Source organism: Cronobacter dublinensis subsp. dublinensis LMG 23823 (assembly GCF_001277235.1).
In the GTDB taxonomy this organism is placed as follows: domain Bacteria; phylum Pseudomonadota; class Gammaproteobacteria; order Enterobacterales; family Enterobacteriaceae; genus Cronobacter; species Cronobacter dublinensis.
Genome location: NZ_CP012266.1, coordinates 763,296 through 786,368, shown reverse-complemented (window position 1 = coordinate 786,368; position 23,073 = coordinate 763,296). Strand labels below are relative to the sequence as shown.

General features: G+C 58.8%; 21 protein-coding genes and 1 riboswitch. Of the genes, 10 read left to right on the top strand and 11 right to left on the bottom strand.

Annotated features, from left to right (window positions below; genetic code table 11):
• Positions 1-2: 2 nt before the first annotated feature.
• The 7 genes from ftsL to leuO all read right to left on the bottom strand — a co-directional run bounded on the left by ftsL (position 3) and on the right by leuO (position 7,095).
• Positions 3-368: a cell division protein FtsL gene (gene ftsL, locus AFK67_RS03620; RefSeq protein WP_007709819.1), complete on the bottom strand. Its 366-nt coding sequence runs from the start codon at positions 366-368 to the stop codon at positions 3-5.
• Positions 365-1,306 carry a 16S rRNA (cytosine(1402)-N(4))-methyltransferase RsmH gene (gene rsmH, locus AFK67_RS03615; RefSeq protein ID WP_007709822.1) on the bottom strand — a complete coding sequence of 314 codons (942 nt, stop codon included), beginning with the start codon at positions 1,304-1,306 and terminating at the stop codon, positions 365-367. Before rsmH ends, ftsL begins: the two co-directional genes overlap by 4 nt.
• Before the next feature lie 3 nt (positions 1,307-1,309).
• Complete coding sequence (gene mraZ, locus AFK67_RS03610; protein ID WP_007709826.1) at positions 1,310-1,768, bottom strand: division/cell wall cluster transcriptional repressor MraZ; 459 nt, start codon at positions 1,766-1,768, stop codon at positions 1,310-1,312.
• Between the two features lie 580 nt (positions 1,769-2,348).
• Entirely contained in the window at positions 2,349-3,353 is a 1,005-nt protein-coding gene (cra, locus tag AFK67_RS03605; protein WP_007709830.1) for a catabolite repressor/activator, read from the bottom strand.
• 177 nt (positions 3,354-3,530) lie between these two features.
• Positions 3,531-4,022 (bottom strand): acetolactate synthase small subunit, encoded by a 492-nt coding sequence (ilvN, locus tag AFK67_RS03600; protein ID WP_004386411.1) that lies wholly within the window; start codon positions 4,020-4,022, stop codon positions 3,531-3,533.
• Between the two features lie 2 nt (positions 4,023-4,024).
• Complete coding sequence (ilvI, locus tag AFK67_RS03595) at positions 4,025-5,749, bottom strand: acetolactate synthase 3 large subunit (RefSeq protein WP_032966222.1); 1,725 nt, start codon at positions 5,747-5,749, stop codon at positions 4,025-4,027.
• Between the two features lie 401 nt (positions 5,750-6,150).
• Positions 6,151-7,095: a transcriptional regulator LeuO gene (gene leuO / locus AFK67_RS03585; RefSeq protein ID WP_032966224.1), complete on the bottom strand. Its 945-nt coding sequence runs from the start codon at positions 7,093-7,095 to the stop codon at positions 6,151-6,153.
• Between the two features lie 614 nt (positions 7,096-7,709).
• Between leuO and leuL the strand changes: the two genes are divergently transcribed.
• The 5 genes from leuL (at position 7,710) to leuD (ending at position 12,578) form a co-directional block, all read left to right on the top strand.
• Positions 7,710-7,796 carry a leu operon leader peptide gene (gene leuL, locus AFK67_RS23615; protein ID WP_105538031.1) on the top strand — a complete coding sequence of 29 codons (87 nt, stop codon included), beginning with the start codon at positions 7,710-7,712 and terminating at the stop codon, positions 7,794-7,796.
• Between the two features lie 100 nt (positions 7,797-7,896).
• Positions 7,897-9,468 (top strand): 2-isopropylmalate synthase, encoded by a 1,572-nt coding sequence (gene leuA / locus AFK67_RS03580; protein WP_038884801.1) that lies wholly within the window; start codon positions 7,897-7,899, stop codon positions 9,466-9,468.
• Complete coding sequence (leuB, locus tag AFK67_RS03575) at positions 9,468-10,559, top strand: 3-isopropylmalate dehydrogenase (protein WP_007709845.1); 1,092 nt, start codon at positions 9,468-9,470, stop codon at positions 10,557-10,559. The genes leuA and leuB overlap by 1 nt, the downstream gene beginning before the upstream one ends.
• A gap of 2 nt (positions 10,560-10,561) precedes the next feature.
• Positions 10,562-11,962 (top strand): 3-isopropylmalate dehydratase large subunit, encoded by a 1,401-nt coding sequence (leuC, locus tag AFK67_RS03570; RefSeq protein WP_007709847.1) that lies wholly within the window; start codon positions 10,562-10,564, stop codon positions 11,960-11,962.
• A gap of 10 nt (positions 11,963-11,972) precedes the next feature.
• Positions 11,973-12,578, top strand: a complete 606-nt coding sequence (leuD, locus tag AFK67_RS03565; RefSeq protein WP_007709849.1) for a 3-isopropylmalate dehydratase small subunit — start codon at positions 11,973-11,975, stop codon at positions 12,576-12,578.
• Positions 12,579-12,647: 69 nt separating this feature from the next.
• Here the strand turns inward: leuD and AFK67_RS03560 are convergent, their stop codons facing one another.
• Complete coding sequence (locus tag AFK67_RS03560; protein WP_007709851.1) at positions 12,648-13,826, bottom strand: sugar efflux transporter; 1,179 nt, start codon at positions 13,824-13,826, stop codon at positions 12,648-12,650.
• 119 nt (positions 13,827-13,945) lie between these two features.
• Complete coding sequence (sgrT, locus tag AFK67_RS03555; RefSeq protein WP_007709853.1) at positions 13,946-14,110, bottom strand: glucose uptake inhibitor SgrT; 165 nt, start codon at positions 14,108-14,110, stop codon at positions 13,946-13,948.
• Positions 14,111-14,196: 86 nt separating this feature from the next.
• On the opposite strand from sgrT, the gene sgrR reads away from it, so the two are divergent.
• The 4 genes from sgrR to thiQ all read left to right on the top strand — a co-directional run bounded on the left by sgrR (position 14,197) and on the right by thiQ (position 19,285).
• On the top strand, positions 14,197-15,861 hold the full coding sequence (sgrR, locus tag AFK67_RS03550) for an HTH-type transcriptional regulator SgrR (RefSeq protein WP_007709854.1): 1,665 nt from the start codon (positions 14,197-14,199) through the stop codon (positions 15,859-15,861).
• A gap of 35 nt (positions 15,862-15,896) precedes the next feature.
• Positions 15,897-15,998, top strand: a riboswitch (TPP riboswitch).
• Between the two features lie 32 nt (positions 15,999-16,030).
• Positions 16,031-17,014, top strand: coding sequence for a thiamine ABC transporter substrate binding subunit (gene thiB / locus AFK67_RS03545; RefSeq protein ID WP_007709855.1), 984 nt, complete (start codon positions 16,031-16,033; stop codon positions 17,012-17,014).
• Positions 16,990-18,600: a thiamine/thiamine pyrophosphate ABC transporter permease ThiP gene (gene thiP / locus AFK67_RS03540; RefSeq protein ID WP_007709857.1), complete on the top strand. Its 1,611-nt coding sequence runs from the start codon at positions 16,990-16,992 to the stop codon at positions 18,598-18,600. Before thiB ends, thiP begins: the two co-directional genes overlap by 25 nt.
• Positions 18,584-19,285, top strand: coding sequence for a thiamine ABC transporter ATP-binding protein ThiQ (gene thiQ / locus AFK67_RS03535; RefSeq protein ID WP_007709859.1), 702 nt, complete (start codon positions 18,584-18,586; stop codon positions 19,283-19,285). Before thiP ends, thiQ begins: the two co-directional genes overlap by 17 nt.
• Here the strand turns inward: thiQ and AFK67_RS03530 are convergent.
• Entirely contained in the window at positions 19,279-20,049 is a 771-nt protein-coding gene (locus AFK67_RS03530; RefSeq protein WP_007709861.1) for a DedA family protein, read from the bottom strand. The two genes, thiQ and AFK67_RS03530, sit on opposite strands and share 7 nt — an antisense overlap.
• 116 nt (positions 20,050-20,165) lie before the next feature.
• Complete coding sequence (gene araC, locus AFK67_RS03525; RefSeq protein ID WP_134792895.1) at positions 20,166-21,011, bottom strand: arabinose operon transcriptional regulator AraC; 846 nt, start codon at positions 21,009-21,011, stop codon at positions 20,166-20,168.
• Between the two features lie 339 nt (positions 21,012-21,350).
• On the opposite strand from araC, the gene araB reads away from it, so the two are divergent.
• Positions 21,351-23,063: a ribulokinase gene (gene araB, locus AFK67_RS03520; RefSeq protein WP_007709870.1), complete on the top strand. Its 1,713-nt coding sequence runs from the start codon at positions 21,351-21,353 to the stop codon at positions 23,061-23,063.
• The last annotated feature ends 10 nt before the right edge of the window (positions 23,064-23,073 follow it).

Genomic DNA, 23,073 nt, shown 5'->3' with positions numbered 1-23,073 from the left:
CCTTATTTCTGCACCACAATATTTTCCTGCGAGGGATCGACATGCTGCATTTGCAGCTTTTCCGTTGCGATCCGTTCAACCCGGCTGTGATCGCCGAGCGCGTTTTCTTCAAGGATCAGGTTGCGCCATTCGATATCCAGCGCGTCGCGCTCCAGTACCAGTTGCTCGCGCTGTGCGGTGAGCAGACGGGTGTGGTGCGCGGTCGTGACCACGAAGATCGCGGTCACGATAATGGCGATAAACAGACAGAGCGGCAGTTTCCCGTAGCGCAGAAGATCGCCGCCGATCACGGCGGGCAGCGCGTGACGCTCGGTGCTGCTAAGCGATCCGGTGACTTTGCTGAGGGTTTCTGTCACCCGGTTGATCATGCGCCGGTCCTCTCGGCGACGCGCAATACAGAGCTGCGCGCGCGCGGGTTCTCAGCGACTTCGGCCTCGCCCGGCATCAGCTTGCCCAGCGCGCGCAATTCGCGACCGCCGAGCTTTTGCAGTTGCGCTTCGGTCATCGGCAGCCCCGCCGGCACCTGCGGCCCACGGCTCTGTTCACGCATAAAGCGTTTCACCAGACGATCTTCCAGCGAATGGAAACTAATGACGGAAAGACGCCCGCCCGGTGCCAGTACGGACACCGCGCCTTTTAGCGCCTGTTCTATCTCTTCAAGTTCGCTGTTCACCCAGATGCGTACTGCCTGGAACGTGCGGGTGGCGGGGTGTTTGAATTTATCTTTCACCGGCGTAGCCGCCGCCACGACTTCCGCCAGCTCCTTGGTGCGGGTCATCGGCAGCTCGCGGTTGCGCTCAACGATGGCGCGCGCGATACGTTTCGCGAAACGCTCTTCACCAAAGGTTTTCAGCACCCAGGCGATATCCGCTTCTTCCGCGTTACGCAGCCATTCGGCGGCAGACTGGCCGCGAGTGGGATCCATACGCATATCCAGTGGGCCGTCGCGCATAAAAGAGAAGCCGCGCTCAGGATCGTCAAGCTGCGGCGACGACACGCCGAGATCGAGAAGGATACCGTCGATTTTGCCCTGCAACTCTCGCTCCTGGACATAGTCGCCAAGCGCGGAGAAAGGACCGTGAATGATGGAGAAGCGCGGATCGTCAATGGCGGCAGCCGCCGCAATCGCTTGCGGATCGCGATCGATCGCCAGTAAACGCCCTTTTTCGCCCAGCTGTGAAAGGATCAGGCGCGAGTGTCCGCCGCGGCCAAAGGTGCCGTCAATGTAAATGCCGTCTGGACGTATATTCAGGCCGTTGACGGCCTCATCAAGGAGCACCGTCGTATGTTTATAATTTTCCATCATATTTTATAAAGACAAATCCTGCAGCCGCTCCGACAACACTTCAGAAGATGACTGCTCAGCGTCGATGTCTTCCATGACCTGTTGATGCCAGGTCTCTTCGTCCCACAGCTCAAATTTGTTGAACTGCCCGACCAGCATCACTTGTTTGGTCAATCCGGCGTGTTGCCGTAATACGGGTGCTAATAAAAGACGGCCCGCACTGTCCATCTGGCATTCGCTGGCATGGCCCAGCAGCAGGCGCTGCACTCGACGTTCTGCGGGGTTCATGCTCGACAGACGCGACAATTTTTGTTCGATAATTACCCATTCGGGCAGGGTATAAAGCAGCAGGCAGGGATGGTGAATATCGATGGTGCAAACCATCTGTCCGGACGAGGCGTCGTTCAGTAAATCGCGATAGCGCGTCGGAACGGATAACCGCCCTTTGCTGTCGAGAGTAACCAACGTTGCGCCACGAAACATTCCCGCCTCACTGAGCTCAGCCCTTTTTCACCACTTTATCCCACAAAATCCCACCCACCGGAGTTTACGGAGCGGAGGAAAAGCTTGTCAAGCCAGCACCGGGGCAGCCTTCAACAAAAGATTCGGCGCTGACAACGAGAAAGCGGCAAATAAAATCCCTGCCATACTGACGAGGCAAAATTAACGCTATGAATATTTGTAAGAAAAATGACGAATACACACAGGACCGTTAAAAACCACTTAATACGATCGGTGAAGAGGACTAAGTGTTGAGTTTGCGACGCGAGCGGCATTTTAAGGTAAAAGGCCTGGAGTTAACAGCGTCTGCTGTGGTTTAGCGCGCTTTTCTCCGCGGGAGGCGAACGCACTGAAACGCCAGCGCTTGTTGAAGTCATTTCGTGGCGCAGGGCGGTTACAAAGTTACACATAAGAAATAATTGGTTACGACTAATCTCGGACGCCCCATCACTTCTGCACGATGCGGAGCGCCTGTGTCAGTCTGTGTAAAAAGACGCCGGAATTATCCGAATCCAGAGAAAAGGCAGCCGAAGCTGCCTTTTTGCATTTTTTGCGTAGCGCCTTAACGACGGCTCAGGCTGCCGCGCCGGTAAAGATTACGGCGAATGCGGGTCAGGCCCGGTCGCGGTTTGCGGGGTTCGTCGAGGCTTGCCAGCACCAGTTCGAGCACGCGCTCCGCCACGTCGCGATGACGTTGCGCGACCGCCAATACCGGGCATTGCAGGAAATCCAGCAGTTCGTTATCACCGAAGGTGGCGATGGCGAGTTCAGACGGCAGACGCCCTTCGCGCTTGAGCGTCACATCCATCACCCCCTGCAACAGCGCAAAAGAGGTGGTGAACAGCGCCTGCGGCATCGGGTGCGTTTCCAGCCATTTTTCAAACAGCGCGGCGGCGGCTTCACGCTCGTAGCTGTTGGCATATAAAAAGTGCACCTCACGCGGATCGTCTTTCCACGCGCTGCGAAACCCTTGCTCGCGCAGGAAGCTCACCGAGAGCTCCGGCAGCGCGCCGAGATAAAGTACGGTTTCGGCCGGGAATGTGCGCAGCTCGCTTGCCAGCATTTCGGCATCGTCCTGATCGGCGCCGACGACGCTCGTGAAGTGTTCGCGATCCAGCGCGCGATCCAGCGCGACGATCGGGAAGGCGTCATTCGCCCAGCGCTGATAAAACGGATGTTCAGGAGGTAAAGAGGTGGAAACGATGATGGCGTCGACCTGGCGCTGCAACAGGTGCTCAATGCAGCGCATTTCGTTATCGGGCTGATCTTCCGAGCAGGCGATAAGCAGTTGATACCCGCGCTGGCGCGCCTGGCGTTCAAGGTAGTTGGCGATTCGGGTATAGCTGGTGTTTTCAAGATCGGGGATAACCAGTCCGATGGAGCGCGTACGGCCCGCGCGCAGGCCCGCAGCGACGGCGTTCGGGTGGTAGTTATGCTCACGCACCACGGCCATCACTTTCTCAACGGTTTTATCACTCACACGGTACTGCCGGGCTTTTCCATTAATGACATAGCTCGCCGTGGTGCGCGACACGCCAGCCAGCCGCGCGATTTCATCCAGTTTCACGTTTGCCCCTTAACAAGAGTGTTACTCCATAACCTTTGAAGGGTTATAAGTTAAAATCCTTAACATCTAAGCGCAGAATAGTACCCTGAGCAACTGCTTTTGCGCGCGCCTGTCGCGCCTGCTGCAAAAAAAAGCCCGGCAGAAGCCGGGCGGAGATATAACAACAAGGCAAAACGGTTAACGCATAATTTTTTCGCCGCGGGAGAGACCCACCACGCCGGAGCGCGCCACTTCCACGATTTTCGCCACATCGCGAATGCTGGCAAGGAACGCGTCGAGCTTTTCGCTGGTGCCCGCGAGCTGCACGGTATAGAGCGACGGCGTGACGTCGATTATCTGGCCGCGGAAGATCTCGGCGCTGCGCTTTACTTCCTCACGGCCATAGCCGCTTGCCTGGATTTTCACCAGCATGATTTCGCGCTCGACATGCGCGCCCTGCCCCAGCTCGCTGACGCGCAACACGTCCACCAGCTTATGCAGTTGCTTTTCGATCTGCTCCAGTACTTTTTCATCGCCGACCGTCTGGATAGTCATTCGTGAGAGCGTCGGATCGTCGGTGGGGGCGACCGTCAGGCTTTCTATGTTATAGCCGCGCTGCGCGAAGAGCCCGATCACACGAGACAACGAGCCCGATTCATTTTCCAGTAAGACTGATAATATCCGGCGCATAATCAGGTTCTCTCCGTTTTGCTTAACCACATTTCATCCATTCCGCCGCCGCGAACGTGCATCGGATAGACATGCTCCGTTCCGTCCACGGTCACATCGACAAACACCAGCCGGTTATTGCGCACATGCTCCAGCGCCTCGCTGAGCTTGCTTTCAAGCTCCTCCGGGCGAGTGATGGAAATCCCGACATGCCCGTAAGCCTCAGCCAGTTTGACGAAATCAGGCAGCGATTCCATGTAAGACTGCGAGTGGCGACCAGAATAGATCATATCCTGCCACTGCTTCACCATGCCCAGATAACGGTTGTTCAGGTTAAGCACCAGCACCGGCAGTTCATACTGCAGCGCGGTGGAGAGCTCCTGAATGTTCATCTGAATACTGCCGTCGCCGGTCACGCATACGACGGTTTCTTCCGGCAGCGCCAGCTTCACGCCGAGCGCCGCCGGCAGGCCGAAGCCCATCGTCCCGAGGCCGCCGGAGTTTATCCAGCGGCGCGGTTTATCAAAGGTGTAATGCAGCGCGGCGAACATCTGATGCTGGCCGACATCGGACGTCACATAGGCGTCGCCGTTGGTCAGACGATACAGCGTTTCGATAGCCGCCTGCGGTTTGATGCTGCCGCTGTCGCGGTCATAATTGAGGCACTGACGGGCGCGCCACTGCTCAATCTGCTGCCACCAGTCGCGAAGCTCATCGAGCGGCTGCTGGCTCTCTTCCTGGCCCAGCAGTTCAAGCATCTGGCTCAGCACCTGACGCGCATCGCCAACGATGGGCACATCCGCCGCCACGGTTTTGGAAATCGAGGTCGGGTCGATGTCGATGTGCAGTACGGTGGCGTTCGGGCAGTACTTCGCCAGGTTGTTGGTGGTGCGGTCGTCAAAGCGCACGCCGACCGCGAAAATCACATCGGCGTTATGCATCGTCATGTTGGCTTCGTAGGTGCCGTGCATCCCCAGCATACCCAGCGCCTGGCGGTGCGTGCCCGGAAACGCGCCAAGTCCCATTAAGGAAGACACCACCGGCACGTTGAGTTTTTCCGCCAGCGCGCGCAGTTCGTTTTCGCACGCCGCCGTGATAGCGCCGCCGCCCACGTACATCACCGGTTTTTGGGCGGCCACCAGCGTTTGCAGGGCACGTTTGATCTGCCCTTTATGGCCCTGAGTGGTCGGGTTGTAGGAGCGCATGCTGACGGTATCCGGCCAGACGTAAGGCAGCTTTTTCGCCGGGTTGAGAATATCTTTCGGCAAATCGACCACCACCGGGCCCGGTCTGCCGCTCGCGGCGAGCCAGAACGCCTTCTTCAGCACCGTCGGGATATCTTCGGTCTGCTTCACCAGAAAGCTGTGTTTCACCACCGGGCGGGAGATCCCCACCATGTCGCACTCCTGGAAAGCGTCATAGCCAATCAGCGAGGTCGCCACCTGGCCTGATAGCACCACCAGCGGAATGGAGTCCATGTAAGCCGTGGCGATACCGGTAATCGCGTTGGTGGCGCCAGGGCCTGAGGTCACCAGCACCACGCCCACCTCACCGGTGGCACGCGCCAGGCCATCTGCCATATGCACCGCGGCTTGTTCATGGCGCACCAGCACATGATCAATCCCGCCAACGGTGTGCAGCGCGTCATAAATATCGAGCACGGCACCACCGGGATAACCGAATACTTGCTTCACGCCCTGATCGATAAGCGATCGGACGACCATCTCGGCTCCAGACAACATCTCCATGGTTTGCCTCCAGGCTTTTGTTTACGGACTGACGGCAGAAGTCATTTTCCGCACGGTCACTGGTACAGGTGTGATGTCCTGTCGTTAATTATCATTATGAGTTCTCCCTAACATAACCGCTGGAAATGAGGCAGGCAATTAGCAATCGGCGGCCAGCGCGCCTGCGAAATTACCGCACGGCGCTAAAGAAAAGCGGTTAAACGGAGAGATATGCTGAATATAAGCGGCGCTTATGACCGTTAATTTCGCGAGGCCCATTCCTGACAGTGATAAATCAAAAAACGGAGGGGAGAGGCAGACCAGCAGCGAGGCGGTAAATAACGACAGAATAAAATGCTGGAAAAGCGAAGAGATAAAGTAAAACGGGCGGCCATGGCCGCCCGGGAAAACGCAAGAGGCTGTCAGCGACGACAGACATTCGATAACAGCTCCTCCATCCATTGATGTCCCTTATCGCGCCCGGCCGCTTCATGCCAGGAGAGATAACAGGTGCGGCTGTTTAATTTAAACGGCAGCGGCATAATTTGCAGTTGCAGCGTATGCTCGTAATCCTGCGCCAGCCAGCGCGGCGCGATGGTAATAAGATTGGTGCGCGAGACGACATTCAGCACGCTGGTCATCGCCATTCCCTGATAAGCGATCGCGGCCTGTTTTTCAGCGGTGTCATACCACGGCAGGCTAAAAGAGCTAAAGCGATCCAGGGCCACCACGGCGTGTTGTTCTTTAAATACGTCGTTTTCGCGTAACAGGTTATCTTTACGCGGATGGCTTTGGCTGCACACTAACACCATTTCATCTTTGAATAGCGGCACGCAGGTAAACTCCGGGCGGCGGAATTCATCATAACCGATAACAAATTCCGTCTCCTGATAACGCAGCTGATGTTCGATATTCTGATTCAGCGAAGATTTAAATACTAAATGAATATTGGGTGCGATATTCATTACGCTGTTATAAATAATCGATGTCAGCAGGTTATCCAGCGGGCTGCACACGCAGAGGTTAAACAGCCTTTCGCTGCTGAGCGGTTCAAAGCCGGAGCCCGGCAGCTCATTTTGCACCAGTTGCAGCGCCTGACGAATCGACCCGAACAGCTGGCATGCCCGTACCGTCGGCTGTATGCCGCGCCCGTAGCGTACAAACAATTCGTCATTAAACATCACTTTAAGGCGTGCCACGGCGTTACTGACGGCAGGCTGGGACATGCCCAGCATATGTGCGGCGCGGGTGATATTTTGCTCCTGCATCACCGCATCAAAAACCGTCAACAGATTAAGATCGACCGTGCGTAATTGAGGTTTCAGCCCATCGGGTACGGGTGAATGTTCAATATGATCACCAGACATAGTCTACTCCACTGATACATTATTCCCTTTGCATGCATTACCCAAAACATTCCGTTTTCATGAAGCAATCTCAGGCAAAAGAGGAGGTTAAATTTTCATAAAAAGTATTTAATTCGCAATAGAAGATCATTAATAGACAATAAAAATAACTCTCCTGATACTTTTGGACTTTGTTTATCATGTCTTTCTTGTTACGGCGTGATCAAATCATAAAAAAGACGAATAAACAATAATTCACTTTATGAATTATCAATTCAGTTTTAGTAACTTCTTCTCTTTTCTCATAAATGATGGGCGCAGTTTTAAAACGGCATCGGGAAAACCACTCGCCCTCCCCATTCGCCGCTTCAATTAATTGACATGGTAAATATTTTAATGCATCGAAACCGCTAAAAAGCGCCCAGAAATGGGCACTCCGGGTACGTGAATACTTACGCCTCGCTTAACCTATACACATATTTTATATAAAAGCGATTACTCAGCATAATCCACTAAATCCGCTTTCAGCGATGCACGGCGGCGTTAACTGTAGAATTCAGGACAGGGGGTTGACATGGCCTGAGCTATCCAGTACCACTAAAAGCCTCTTAACGCATTTATTCGGGACGTGAGTCATGATTCGCATCGTTCGTTTTACTGGTCTACTACTACTAAACGCATCTTCAGTGCGCGGTAGACTGGTGCGCGACGTTCGGCGATAACGCTTGAGTCAGGTCATCAGAAATACGAAAACCCGCGCCGCTGCGCGGGTTTTTTTATGCTCACGCAAGGCGCCCCAGTACAGATAAAGGACCCCCCATCATGAGCCAGCAAGTCATTATTTTTGATACTACATTGCGTGACGGTGAGCAGGCGCTTCAGGCAAGCCTGAGCGTAAAAGAAAAACTGCAAATCGCGCTGGCGCTTGAGCGTATGCGTGTTGATGTCATGGAGGTCGGTTTTCCAGTCTCGTCGCCGGGCGATTTCGAGTCGGTACAGACGATTGCCCGTCAGGTGAAAAACAGCCGCGTCTGCGCGCTGGCCCGCTGCGTGGAAAAAGATATCGACGTGGCGGCGGAATCCCTGAAAGTCGCGGAAGCGTTTCGTATTCATACCTTTATCGCCACCTCGCCGATGCACATCGCCACCAAACTGCGCAGCACGCTGGATGAAGTGATTGAGCGCGCCGTCTATATGGTTAAACGCGCCCGCAACTACACCGACGATGTCGAGTTCTCCTGTGAGGATGCCGGTCGAACCCCTATCGAGGATCTGGCGCGGGTCGTGGAAGCCGCTATCAACGCCGGTGCCACCACGATTAATATTCCTGACACCGTTGGTTACACCCTGCCCTTCGAATTTAGCAACATTATTAGCGGCCTGTATGCGCGCGTGCCGAATATCGACAAAGCGATTATTTCCGTCCATACCCACGATGATTTGGGCATGGCGGTCGGCAACGCCATGGCCGCCGTCAACGCAGGCGCGCGTCAGGTGGAAGGCACGCTGAACGGCATTGGCGAACGCGCAGGCAACTGCGCGCTGGAAGAAGTCATCATGGCCATCAAGCTGCGCCAGAACCTGATGAACGTCCACACCACCATTAACCATCAGGAGATCTGGCGCACCAGCCAGACCGTCAGCCAGATCTGCAACATGCCTATTCCGGCGAACAAAGCCGTGGTGGGCGCGGGCGCCTTCGCCCACTCTTCGGGCATCCATCAGGATGGCGTGCTGAAAAACCGCGAAAACTACGAAATCATGACCCCGGAATCCATCGGTCTGAACCAGGTGCAGCTGAACCTGACGTCCCGCTCCGGCCGCGCCGCCGTGAAGCACCGTATGGAAGAGATGGGCTATCACGAGAACGATTACAACCTGGACGATTTGTATGACGCCTTCCTGAAGCTGGCGGACAAAAAAGGCCAGGTGTTTGATTACGATCTGGAAGCGCTGGCCTTTATCAACAAGCAGCACGAAGAGCCGGAGCATTTCCGTCTGGAATACTTCAGCGTGCAGTCCGGCTCCAGCGCCATGGCCACCGCCTCCGTGAAGCTCGCCTGTGGCGAAGAAGTGAAAGCCGAAGCCGCCAACGGCAACGGCCCGGTTGACGCGGTCTATCAGGCTATCAACCGCATCACCGATTACGACATTGAGCTGGTGAAATACCAGTTAGGCGCGAAAGGCCACGGCAAAAACGCGCTGGGCCAGGTGGATATCGTGGTCAGCTACAACGGTCGCCACTTCCACGGCGTGGGCCTGACCACGGATATCGTCGAATCCTCCGCGCGCGCGATGATCAACGTGCTGAACAATATCTGGCGCGCCGGCGAAGTAGAAAAAGAGTTGCAACGCAAAGCACAGAATAAAGAACACAACCAGGAAACCGTGTGATGTCTAAAAATTATCATATTGCAGTTTTGCCGGGCGACGGTATTGGCCCGGAAGTGATGGCGCAAGCCCTGAAAGTACTGGATGCCGTTCGTGGCCGTTTCGATATGCGTATCACCACCAGCCACTACGATGTTGGCGGTATCGCCATTGACCGCCACGGCAACCCGCTGCCGCAGGCGACGGTAGAGGGCTGCGAGCAGGCCGATGCCATTCTGTTCGGCTCAGTCGGCGGCCCGAAGTGGGAAAACCTGCCCCCGACGCAGCAGCCGGAGCGCGGCGCGCTGCTGCCGCTGCGTAAACACTTTAAACTGTTCAGCAACCTGCGCCCGGCGAAGCTCTATCCGGGCCTGGAAGAATTCTGCCCGCTGCGCGCGGATATCGCCGCCAACGGCTTTGACATCCTCTGCGTGCGCGAGCTCACCGGCGGCATCTACTTCGGCCAGCCGAAGGGCCGCGACGGCAGCGGCATGCATGAAAAAGCGTTCGACACCGAGGTTTATCACCGTTTCGAAATCGAGCGTATCGCACGCATCGCGTTCGAGTCGGCGCGCAAACGCCGCAATAAAGTCACCTCAATTGATAAAGCGAACGTACTGCAAACGTCCCTGCTGTGGCGGGAAATCGTCAATGAAATCGGCAAAGAGTACCCGGATGTCGAGCTGGCGCACATGTACATCGACAACGCCACCATGCAGCTGATTAAAGACCCGTCGCAGTTTGACGTGCTGCTCTGCTCCAACCTGTTCGGCGATATCCTGTCGGATGAATGCGCGATGATCACAGGCTCAATGGGCATGCTGCCTTCCGCCAGCCTCAACGAGCAAGGCTTTGGCCTGTACGAGCCCGCAGGCGGCTCCGCGCCGGATATCGCCGGGAAAAATATCGCCAACCCGATTGCCCAGATCCTGTCGCTCTCGCTGCTGCTGCGCTATAGCCTGGAAGCCGACGACGCCGCGACGGCGATTGAACACGCCATTAACCGCGCGCTGGCAGAAGGCGTACGCACCGGCGACCTGGCCCGCGGCGGCCAGGCTGTCAGCACCGATGAAATGGGCGATATCATTGCCCGCTATGTGGCCGAAGGGGTGTAATCATGGCAAAGACCTTATATCAGAAGCTGTTTGACGCTCACGTGGTTCATGAGGCCCCGAACGAAACGCCGCTGCTCTACATCGACCGCCACCTGGTGCATGAAGTCACCTCGCCGCAAGCATTTGACGGCCTGCGCGCGCATGGTCGCCCGGTGCGCCAGCCGCGTAAAACCTTCGCGACGATGGATCACAACGTCTCCACCCAGACCAAAGACATCAACGCCTCCGGTGAAATGGCCCGCATCCAGATGCAGGAGCTGATTAAGAACTGCAACGAGTTCGGCGTCGAGCTCTATGACCTGAACCATCCGTATCAGGGTATCGTGCATGTCATGGGGCCTGAGCAAGGCATCACCCTGCCGGGGATGACCATTGTCTGCGGCGACTCCCACACCGCCACCCACGGCGCGTTCGGCGCGCTGGCGTTCGGTATCGGCACGTCGGAAGTGGAACATGTGCTGGCGACGCAGACCCTCAAGCAGGGCCGCGCGAAGACCATGAAGATTGAGGTGAACGGCACGGCCGCGCCGGGCATCACCGCGAAAGACATTGTGCTGGCGATCATCGGTAAAACCGGCAGCGCCGGCGGCACCGGCTATGTGGTGGAGTTCTGCGGCGACGCCATCCGCGCGCTGAGCATGGAAGGCCGCATGACGCTGTGCAACATGGCGATTGAAATGGGTGCCAAAGCGGGCCTGGTCGCACCGGATGAAACCACGTTTAACTATGTCAAAGGCCGTCTGCACGCGCCGAAAGGCCAGGATTTTGCTGACGCCGTCGAATACTGGAAGACGCTGAAAACCGACGACGGCGCGCAGTTTGACGCCGTGGTGACGCTGAATGCCGAAGATATCGCGCCGCAGGTCACCTGGGGCACCAATCCAGGGCAGGTTATTTCGGTTAGCGATGCCATCCCCGACCCGGCCTCTTTCTCCGATCCGGTCGAGCGCGCCTCCGCTGAAAAAGCGCTGGCTTATATGGGCCTGAAACCTGGCGTGCCGCTGACCGATGTGGCTATCGACAAAGTCTTTATCGGCTCCTGCACCAACTCGCGTATTGAAGACTTGCGCGCCGCCGCCGAAATCGCCAAAGGCCGTAAAGTGGCGCCGGGGGTACAGGCGCTGGTCGTGCCGGGCTCCGGGCCGGTAAAAGCGCAGGCCGAAGCAGAAGGGCTCGATAAAATTTTCATCGAGGCGGGTTTCGAATGGCGCCTGCCGGGCTGCTCTATGTGCCTTGCGATGAACAACGATCGTCTGAATCCGGGCGAGCGCTGCGCCTCCACCAGCAACCGTAACTTCGAAGGCCGTCAGGGCCGCGGCGGACGCACGCATCTGGTGAGCCCGGCGATGGCCGCCGCCGCCGCTGTGACCGGCCATTTCGCCGATATCCGTAGCCTGAAATAAGGGGAACACCATGGCAGAGAAATTTACCCAACACACCGGTCTGGTGGTTCCGCTGGATGCGGCGAACGTGGATACCGACGCGATCATCCCGAAGCAGTTTCTGCAAAAGGTCACCCGCACCGGCTTTGGCGCGCACCTGTTTAACGACTGGCGCTTTCTGGACGACAAAGGCGAGCAGCCGAACCCGGAGTTCGTCCTGAATTTCCCGGAGTATAAGGGCGCGTCGATTTTGCTGGCGCGCGAGAACTTCGGCTGCGGCTCGTCGCGCGAGCACGCGCCGTGGGCGCTGACCGATTACGGTTTTAAAGTAGTGATTGCGCCGAGCTTCGCCGATATTTTTTACGGCAACAGCTTTAATAACCAGTTGCTGCCGGTCACGCTCAGCGATGAAGAAGTGGATGAGATGTTTGCGCTGGTGAAGGCTAACCCCGGCATCCGCTTTGAAGTGGATCTGGAGGCGCAGGTGGTGAAAGCGGGTGAGAAATCTTACGCCTTCAGCATCGACGCGTTTCGTCGCCACTGTATGCTGAACGGGCTCGACAGCATTGGCCTTACGCTGCAACACGACGACGCCATCGCCGCGTATGAGAAAAAACAGCCCGCGTTTATGGGCTGAGTGTTACAGGCTTTGCCATGACCACGGCGGGTGCGCTGCGCACCCGCCATCAAACAAACCGCCCCCGCCTTAAACGTCCTTCACCCGGCTCGTCAGCCCCAGCGCCACCAGCGCAAGCGCCGCAATCACCGGATACACGGCGTAATGTCCGAAACTCTCCACCAGCGCCCCTTGCACCACACCCGCGAGGATAACCCCCGTCCCGATGCTGTTGCTAAACAGCGTGGTGGCGGAGCCGGCGCGACCCGGCATTAAATCCTGAAACCAGATCATCCCAATCCCGGCGACAACCCCAATAAAGACCGCGTTAAAAAGCTGCAACCCCAGCAGCGCCTCTCGGCTGTGGAAGAGATTCAGCCCCGCGTAGAACAGCACGCCTGCGCCCACCGCCAGCAGCATCATCGGTTTTTTACCGAACCGCTTCACGTACAACCCGGCCAACAGCATCGCCGGGATCTCAAGCCCCGCCGCGGTGCCCATCAGCACGCCCGCGAGGCTCTCCGGCAGCGCTAAATCCTGACTCACCCACAGCGGCATATCAATGATATACATCGTGTTGCAGGTCCACATCAGCACCGAGGCGATAAACAGCATCCGCACGTTTTTGTCTTTCCAGCCGCTCACCTGCGTCAGCGCCATGTCGGCAGGCTGCGCAATGCGCGCCACCGACGGCAGCGCGAAAAAGATAATCGCCAGGCTCAGCGCAAAAATCCCGGCGGCGATTAAAAACATGGTGGTGAAACCGAAGCTCAGCGCCAGCATAAATGAGAGCGGCGGCCCGATAACCCAGGCGAGCGATAGCTGGGCGCGCATCACCGAGCTGAACATCACGGCCTCGCGGGCGGAGTTATCGGCATATTCGCGCGCCAGGGCAAAGAGCTGCGGCATGGCGGTGTTCGCGAGCGACGCCAGCATCACGCCCGCGGTAATCAGCGTCAGATAGTGACGGTTAAAGGCGAACAGCACGCAGTTGCCGACCGCCATCAGACAACAAAAAAGGATCAGCTTGCGCCGGTCGCCACGGCTGTCGGAGCGCTTCGCCAGCAGCAGGCTGACTGCAATCCCGGCGATGGCGTTAACCGTATAAAACAGCCCGACCCAGAACGGCGGCGCGCCGACTTCCCGGCTCAGAAACAGGCTCAGCGTCGGTGCCTGTAGCGCTCCCGCCACCCCCATCATAAAAGCGACGATCATAAAGGCGAGATAGACCAGATTGAGACGTCTTGCAGGCGTAAGGAACCACAACATGGGGCGCATCCTTTCGTTTGGGGCGGGCGGAAAAGTGTTCATGATAGACGAAAAAAGCCAGCAGTAGCACACTGCTGGCAGGTGAAAAGCACCAATACTCAGTTACACGTGATGTCCGCTTAGCGGCGCTTAAACGTCACCGGGAAAGTCGCTTCCCACTGCATCACTTCATTCAGCATGTGTTGCGGCGCCCTGCTGCTCAGGCGGGCCAGCCATGAGCCGGAAAGACGCTGCGTTACGCTAAAATACCGTTGATAAAACCTGCCAGTTGACGACGTTTTCATAAGCACCTCCGCTTTCATCGAAGAGAAGTATTGCCGTAATATAGGGAATATTAAATTGATGAGTTTCCCGCAGGAGTTCCCCTTTTATGCCTTCAGGTCGTCTGCAACAGCAATTCATCCGCCTGTGGCAATGCTGCGACGGCAAGCCGCAGGAAACCACGCTCAATGAACTGGCGGATCTGCTTAACTGCTCGCGCCGCCATATGCGTACGCTGCTGAATGCGATGCAGGCGCGCGGCTGGCTGACGTGGGAGGCTGAAGCCGGACGCGGCAAGCGCTCCAGACTGCGTTTTCTCTATACCGGGCTCGCGCTTCAGCAGCAGCGGGCGGAAGATCTGCTGGAGCAGGACAGGATCGATCAGCTGGTGCAGATCGTCGGCGATAAATCCGCCGTGCGCCAGATGCTGCTCTCGCATCTTGGCCGCAGCTTCCGGCAGGGGCGTCATATCCTGCGCGTGCTTTACTATCGGCCGCTGCAAAACCTGCTGCCCGGCAGCGCGCTGCGCCGCTCAGAAACCCATATCGCCCGGCAAATCTTCAGCGGGCTGACGCGCATAAACGAGGAAAACGGGGAACTGGAAGCGGATATCGCTCATCACTGGCAGCAGATTTCCCCTTTTCACTGGCGCTTTTTCTTACGCCCCGGCATTCATTTTCATCATGGCCGCGAGCTCGACATGCTCGATGTCATCAGCTCGCTGCAACGTATCTGCGCCCTGCCGCTGTACGCCCATATCCATCAGGTCGTCTCTCCCACCGCCTGGACGCTCGATATTCACCTGAGCGAGCCGGATGACTGGCTGCCGTGGCTGCTCGGCAGCGTGCCGGCGATGATCCTCCCGCGCGAATGGCCGGATTTGCCCAAATTCGCCAGCCAGCCGGTCGGCACCGGCCCCTACGCGGTGGTGCGCAATAACAGCACGCAGCTGAAAATTCACGCCTTCGACGACTACTTCGGCTACCGGGCGCTTATCGACGAAGTGAATTTCTGGGTGCTGCCGGATATCGGCGAAGAGTTAAGCTGCGCCGTGCAGCTCGAAGGCCCGACGCGCGAGCCTGAAGAGAAAGCCGTCGAAAGCCGGCTCGAAGAGGGCTGTTACTACCTGCTGTTTGATTCCCGCTCGCGCGTCGGGGCCATGCCGCAGGTCAGGCGCTGGATAAGCCATCTGTTCACGCCCGCGCGCCTCTTGCACCACGCCGCGCCACAGTATCAGCGCATCTGGTTCCCGGCCTATGGCCTGCTGCCGCGCTGGCACCACGCGCCGCAAATTCTGGAGGCCCAAAAGCCCGCCGGGCTGGAGCGCCTGACGCTCACCTTCTATGGCGATCATAATGAGAACCAAATTATCGGCGCGCTTTTACGCGATATCCTGGCGCAGGAGCAGGTCGAGCTGGAGCTGCGTGAAGTGAGCTATGAGGAGTGGTATCAGGGCGAAATAACCAGCGATTTGTGGCTAAACAGCGCCAACTTCACGCTGCCGCTCGATTTCTCGCTGTTTGCGCAGCTGTGCGAAGTGCCGCTCATCCAGCGCTGTATCCCGCTCGACTGGCAGGGCGACGCGCAGCGCTGGCGCACCGGCGCGCTCAATCTGCCGCAGTGGTGCCGCACCATGCTGGAGCGGCAGGATATCTTACCGCTTATCCACCACTGGCTGATGTTGCAGGGCCAGCGCAGCATGCGCGGCGTGAGGATGAACACCCTCGGCTGGTTTGATTTTAAATCCGCCTGGTTCGCGCCACCCGAGCCGTAACCCTTTCGCAACATTACGCAAATCATTACAATGGGCCGTTCTCAACGGGGTGCCGCCGGAAAACCGGCGCGCTGAGATAATACCCGTCGAACCTGATCCGGATAACGCCGGCGAAGGGATTTGAGGCTACCGCTCAAAATCCTTTGCCCCCATTTGATAAAGGTGCAAAGTGTTAAAAAAACTGCTTCCGCTGCTGGCGCTGGTCGCCGTCCCGGCTTTTGCCAAACCTGTACTGACCGTCTACACCTACGATTCCTTCTCCTCCGAATGGGGCCCTGGCCCGAAAATCAAAACCGCTTTTGAGGCGCAGTGCGGCTGCGAGCTGAAATACGTGGCGCTGGAAGATGGCGTCTCGCTGCTCAACCGCCTGCGCATGGAAGGCAAAAACAGCAAAGCCGATGTGGTGCTGGGGCTTGATAACAACCTGCTGCAGGCCGCGACCGCCACCGGGTTGTTCGCGAAAAGTGGCGTCCCGGCAGACGCGGTCACTGTGCCTGGCGGCTGGAGTAACGACACGTTCGTGCCGTTCGACTATGGCTGGTTCGCCTTCGTCTATGACAAAAACAAGCTGAAAAACCCGCCGAAAAGCCTGAAAGAACTGGTGGAGAGCGACCAGAAATGGCGCGTCATTTATGAAGATCCTCGCACCAGCACGCCAGGGCTTGGCCTGCTGCTCTGGATGCAGAAAGTCTATGGCGACAAAACGGCGGACGCGTGGCAGAAACTCGCGGCGAAAACCGTCACCGTCACGAAGGGCTGGAGCGAAGCCTACGGCCTGTTCCTGAAAGGCGAAGGCGATCTGGTGCTGAGCTACACCACCTCGCCGGCCTACCACATTATCGAAGAGAAAAAAGAGAACTACGCCGCCGCGAACTTTAGCGAAGGCCACTATTTGCAGGTGGAAGTCGCCGGGCGCACCGCCGCCAGCAAACAGCCGGAACTGGCGGAAAAATTCCTCAAATTTATGGTGTCGCCTGCGTTCCAGAATGCGATCCCGACCGGCAACTGGATGTATCCGGTCGCGGGTGTCGCGCTGCCGGAGGGCTTCAACGCGCTGACGAAACCGCACACCTCGCTACAATTCACCGCTGAGGATGTGGCCGCGCAGCGCGCGCAATGGACGAGCGAATGGCAACGCGCCGTGAGCCGCTGATCCCAGGCTGGCTCTGGCCGGGCCTCATCGCCGCCCTGCTGATGGCAGCGGTGGCGCTGGCGGCCTTCGCGGCGCTCTGGACGCACGCGCCGCACACCGATGCCCGCGCCCTGCTGAACGACAGCTACCTGTGGCATGTGGTGCGCTTCTCCTTCTGGCAGGCGTTTCTCTCGGCCCTGATCTCCGTCGTGCCTGCCATTCCTCTTGCCCGCGCGCTCTACCGCCGTCGCTTTCCGGGGCGGCGAACGCTGCTGCGCCTGTGCGCCATGACGCTTATCCTGCCCGTGCTGGTGGCGATTTTCGGCCTGCTCAGCGTTTACGGGCGCAGCGGCTGGCTTGCCGCCCTCTGCGCGGCGCTCGGCATCGAATGGTCTTTTTCGCCCTACGGCTTACAGGGCATTCTGCTGGCGCACCTCTTTTTTAATATGCCGATGGCGACCCGTCTGCTGTACCAGACCCTGACGCAGATCCCCGGCGAACAGCGCCAGCTGGCCGCGCAGCTGGGCATGCGCGGCTGGGATTTCTTCCGACTGGTGGAGTGGCCCTGGCTGCGCCGCCAAATCCCACCGGTGGCCGCGCTCATTTTTATGCTGTGCTTTGCAAGCTTCGCCACGGTGCTGGCGCTCGGCGGCGGGCCGCAAGCCACCACCATTGAGCTTGCCATCTATCAGGCGCTGAGCTACGACTACGATCCGGGCCGGGCCGCGCTGCTGGCGTTGATTCAGATGGGCTGCTGTCTGTCGCTTATTCTGCTTAGTCAACGGCTTAGCAAAGCGATTCCGGTCGGCGCGACGCTGGTGCGCGGCTGGCGCAACCCGGAAGATTCGTGGCGCAGCAAACTGACTGACGGCCTGTTGATTGCCGCCGCGCTGCTGCTGCTGCTGCCGCCGCTGCTGGCGGTGCTGGTAGATGGCCTGAGCGGCGACATTCGCCACGCGCTCGCCGACCCGGCCTTGTGGCGCGCGCTCTGGACATCATTGCGCATCGCGCTTGCCGCAGGCCTGCTGTGCGTTATCCTGACCATGATGCTGCTCTGGAGCATCCGCGAGCTCCACCTGCGACACCGCCGTCTTGCGGGGCAAAGCCTGGAGCTCTGCGGCGTGCTGATCCTCGCCATGCCGGGCATCGTGCTCGCGACCGGCTTTTTCCTGCTGCTGAACGCCACCATCGGCCTGCCGGAGCGCGCCGACGCGATAGTGATTTTCACCAACGCGCTGATGGCTATCCCTTACGCGCTGAAAGTGCTGGATAACCCGATGCGTGACATCGCCGCACGTTACGGCGCGCTCTGCGCGTCGCTTGAGATTCGCGGCCTGAACCGGCTGCGACTGGTGGAGGCGCGCGCGCTGCGCGTACCGCTCGCGCAGGCGATGGCGTTCGCCTGCGTGCTGTCGATTGGCGATTTCGGCGTGGTGGCCCTGTTCGGCAATGAGGATTTCCGCACGTTGCCGTTTTACCTCTACCAGCAGATTGGCGCTTATCGCAGCGATGCGGGCGCGGTGACGGCGCTGCTGCTGCTCATGCTCTGTTTTCTGCTGTTCACCTTGATTGAAAAACTTCCGGGGCGCCATGCTGACACTGACTGATCTCACCTGGCTGTATCACCATCTGCCGATGCGCTTTACGCTCGACGTGCGCGAGACCGAGCGGATAGCGGTGCTGGGGCCAAGCGGCGCGGGCAAAAGCACGCTGCTCAACCTGATTGCCGGGTTTCTCGCCCCCGCGAGCGGCACGCTGCGCCTCGCGGGCGAAGATCATACCCACACGCCGCCGTCACAGCGCCCGGTGTCGATGCTGTTTCAGGAAAATAATCTGTTTAATCATCTGACGGTGCGCCAGAACATTAGCCTCGGGCTGTCGCCCGGCCTGCGCCTGAACGCGCAGCAGAAGCGTCAGGTGGAAGAGATGGCGGGTAAAATGGCGATTGGCGATCTGCTGGAGCGGCTGCCCACGGCGCTCTCCGGCGGCCAGCGTCAGCGGGTCGCGCTGGCGCGGTGTCTGGTGCGCCAGCGCCCGATTCTGCTGCTCGACGAGCCGTTTTCCGCGCTCGACCCGGCGCTGCGTCAGGAGATGCTGACGCTGCTGGAGCAACTCTGCGAGGAAGATGGCACAACGCTTCTGATGGTCTCACACAGCGTGGAGGACGCGGCGCGCATCGCCCCGCGCAGTCTGGTGGTCGTGGAAGGCAGAATCGTCTGGGACGGCCCCACCGCGCAACTGCTGAGCGGCGAGGCCAGCGCCTCAGCGCTGCTCGGCATTGCGCCTCACTGAGCGCCGGTGACTACTTTCCAGAGGATCGCGCGATAGACCGGCATCAGCGGATGGCTCTGAATTGCAAACAGCGCCACACCCGCCGCCACCGCCACGCCGGGCGCCAGCCAGTGCAGGCGCGCGCGCGGCAGATAGCGCGTGAGGCGGTCTTCGGTTTTGCCGCTGCGCCACCAGCGCCACAGCAGCCACGCGGCCAGCCATATCAGCAGCGCCACCCCGCCTAACAGCCATTTAAACGCGGCGCTTTTCATCTCCGGCGGAATGTCGATAGCGGCCCCTGCCAGGATACCCGGCAGGAAATAGAACGGCGGCCAGAGCAGGCAGCCGAGAAGATTCGGCACCAGGAATTTACGCACCGGTAGATCGAGCATGCCCGCCACCATCGGCACCAGCGGGCGCGTCGGCCCGACGAATCGTCCGACGAGAATGGTAAAGAGGCTATGCTGATGCAGCGCGTGTTCAGTTTTATCGAGCAGCGCCTTGTGTTTTTTCAGGAATGACCAGCGATGCAGCGGCTTTTTAAAACGCCAGCCGAGCCAGAACGAGATCCAGTCGCCGAGGAGGCAGCCGATAATTCCCACCGCCCAGGCCTGGTAGAAATTCACCTCGCCGCTGCCGATGAGCGCGCCGAGCGCCGCCATCAGCACGGTGCCAGGCAGCAGCAGCCCGACCAGCGCCAGAGATTCGAGGAACGCTACCAGCGCAATGGCAATCAGCGAATACGCCACTGACTGAGTGATAAAGTGTTCCAGCAAAGCTTCCATAACGCATCCGGTAAAGTGACGAAGAGAGGATTCTCCTGAGCGCCATGTCCTGCGTCAAGACATCCTTCTTTAACCATACTTTACTTTACCAGGCATGACACAACGCCCGCCCTGCCTTACTCACATCCGGCGCGGAATTCGCTCGGGCTCGCCCCGGTGCATTTTTTAAAGACGCGCGAGAAATAGAGCTGATCTTCAAACCCGACATTGCGTCCGACACTCGCAATCGGCATACGCGTGGTGCTGAGCAGCAGCTTCGCCTGGCTGATGCGCTGATCCTCGCGCCAGCTCAGCACGCTGACGCCCAGCTGCTGGCGGAAGAGATGCGACAGGCGCGACGGCGACAGACAGACGTGCTGCGCGACGCTTGCGATATCAAAATGGCTGTCGGCCAGATGATCGCTGATGTACTGACAGGCGTCGCGCACCCGGCTGTCGAGCGGCGCCTTCAGCGATTCGCTGATAGCCTCGACGCGGCGCAGCAGCAGTTGCTCCAGCAGGTTGATAGCCAGCAGCTCGGCATAGCGCCCCGGCCCCTGAGCGGCGTCGATGATCGCCTGAAACAGCGCCGAGAACTGCTCGTGATGCGCTTCATCGGGGCGATAAAACCCGGTCTGGCCGAAAATCGCCGGCCAGTTCAGCCATTCATGCCAGTAGGCGCGCGGGCGGAAGTAGACCCACTGGTGATACCACTCTTTCGCCTCCGGGCTGCGGCCATAGTGATGCACTTCGCCAGGCGGGAAGAGCAGCATATCGCCGGGGCGGCAGAGAAATTCCTTACCCTGATTTTTCACCACGCCTTCGCCGCGCACCGTCAGGTTGAGAATAAAGCCTTTCATACCGAGCGGCCGGTCGATAAAGAAATCGAGATAGCTGTCGGACTCAATCGGCGTCAGTCCGGCCACCAGGTGGGCGTTGAACGAGTAACCGGGCAGCAGAGGATCGTTTTGCGTTTCAGCCATTTTCACGGCGCTCCGAAGCGAGAGTGAAGAAACCATTTGTCCATATCGTTATTTTAGCCGCAACCGGCAGGTACGGGGGCGCGCTTCAGGGCGACGCCCGCAGCTTAAGCCCGCTTTATTACAGAAAATAACCTGTATTGCCGTCGCTGTCAGGCTTTTTAATACATAACCGAAGTGTCTATAAGTGCGGCAGAAATGTCCACATCGAATATTTGCGTGGCGTCACAAATTCTCGCTTCACAGCATTTTTATCCATAAGTTCAGCGGATCCACCCTGACCCTTTTGACGGGGTAAAACTAATGTTCTCTCCATGTTTGTTTATCGCATGGAGTATGAAGATGGCTATTGCGCTGGGACTCGATTTTGGCAGCGACTCGGTTCGGGCTTTGGCGGTGGATTGCGCCACCGGTGCCGAACTTGCCACAAGCGTTGAGTGGTATCCACGCTGGCAGGAGGGGCGCTATTGCGACGCGGCCCGCAACCAGTTCCGCCATCATCCGCGGGATTACATTGAATCAATGGAAGCGGCGCTGAAAACCGTGCTGGCGGAACTCTCGCCGGAACAGCGCGCCGCCGTCGTGGGCATCGGCGTCGACAGCACCGGCTCGACGCCTGCGCCGATTGACGCCAGCGGCAACGTGCTGGCGCTGAACCCGGAGTTCGCCGACAACCCCAACGCGATGTTTGTGCTCTGGAAAGATCACACCTCGGTGGACGAAGCGGAAGAAATCACCCGCCTGTGCCATACGCCGGGCAAAGCGGATTACTCGCGCTACATCGGCGGCATTTACTCCAGCGAATGGTTCTGGGCCAAAATTCTGCACGTAACGCGCCAGGACAGCGCCGTGGCCCAGGCCGCCGCCTCGTGGATTGAACTGTGCGACTGGGTGCCCGCTCTGCTCTCCGGCACTACGCGCCCGGCGGATATTCGCCGCGGCCGCTGCAGCGCCGGACACAAATCGCTGTGGCATGAGAGCTGGGGCGGCCTGCCGCCCGCGAGCTTTTTCGACGAGCTCGACCCGCTGATTAACCAGCATCTCGACTACCCGATGTTTACCGACACCTTCACTGCCGACATTCCGGTGGGCAACCTCTGCGCCGACTGGGCGCAGCGCCTCGGCCTGCCGGAGAGCGTGGTCATCTCCGGCGGCGCGTTTGACTGTCATATGGGCGCGGTGGGCGCAGGCGCACAGCCGAACACGCTGGTCAAAGTTATTGGCACCTCCACCTGCGACATTCTGGTGGCGGAAAAAGCGGATGTCGGCGATCGCGCCGTGAAAGGCATTTGCGGTCAGGTGGATGGCAGCGTGGTGCCGGATTTCATCGGGCTGGAAGCCGGTCAGTCGGCGTTTGGCGATATCTACGCCTGGTTTGGTCGCCTGCTCGGCTGGCCGCTCGACACCCTGGCGCAACAGCACCCGGAACTGAAACCGCAGATCGAGGCGAGCAAAAAACAGCTTCTGCCTCAGCTGACCGAAGCGTGGGCGAAAAACCCGTCGCTCGATCATCTGCCGGTGATCCTCGACTGGTTTAACGGCCGCCGCACGCCGTTCGCCAACCAGCGCCTGAAAGGCGTTATTACCGATCTTAACCTCGCCACCGACGCGCCGCTGCTGTTCGGCGGGCTGATTGCCGCCACCGCCTTCGGCGCGCGCGCCATTCAGGAGTGCTTTATCGACCAGGGTATCGCCGTTAACAACGTGATGGCGCTCGGCGGTATCGCCCGTAAAAACCCGGTGATCATGCAGGTGTGCTGCGACGTGCTGAACCGTCCGCTGCAAATCGTCGCCTCCGATCAGTGCTGCGCGCTGGGCGCGGCCATCTTCGCCGCCGTCGCGGCGGGCGCGCATGCCGACATTCCGCAGGCGCAGCAGGCGATGGCCAGCCAGATTGAAAGCACGCTGGAGCCGCAACCAGAGCGCGCCGCACGTTTCGAACAACTCTACCGCCGCTTCCAGCAATGGTCGCAAAGCGCGGAACAACACTATCTCCCTTCAGCCGCCACCCCGCAGTCTGCCGAGCACGCAGGCCAGGCGGCCCTGACACATTAAGGACACGATG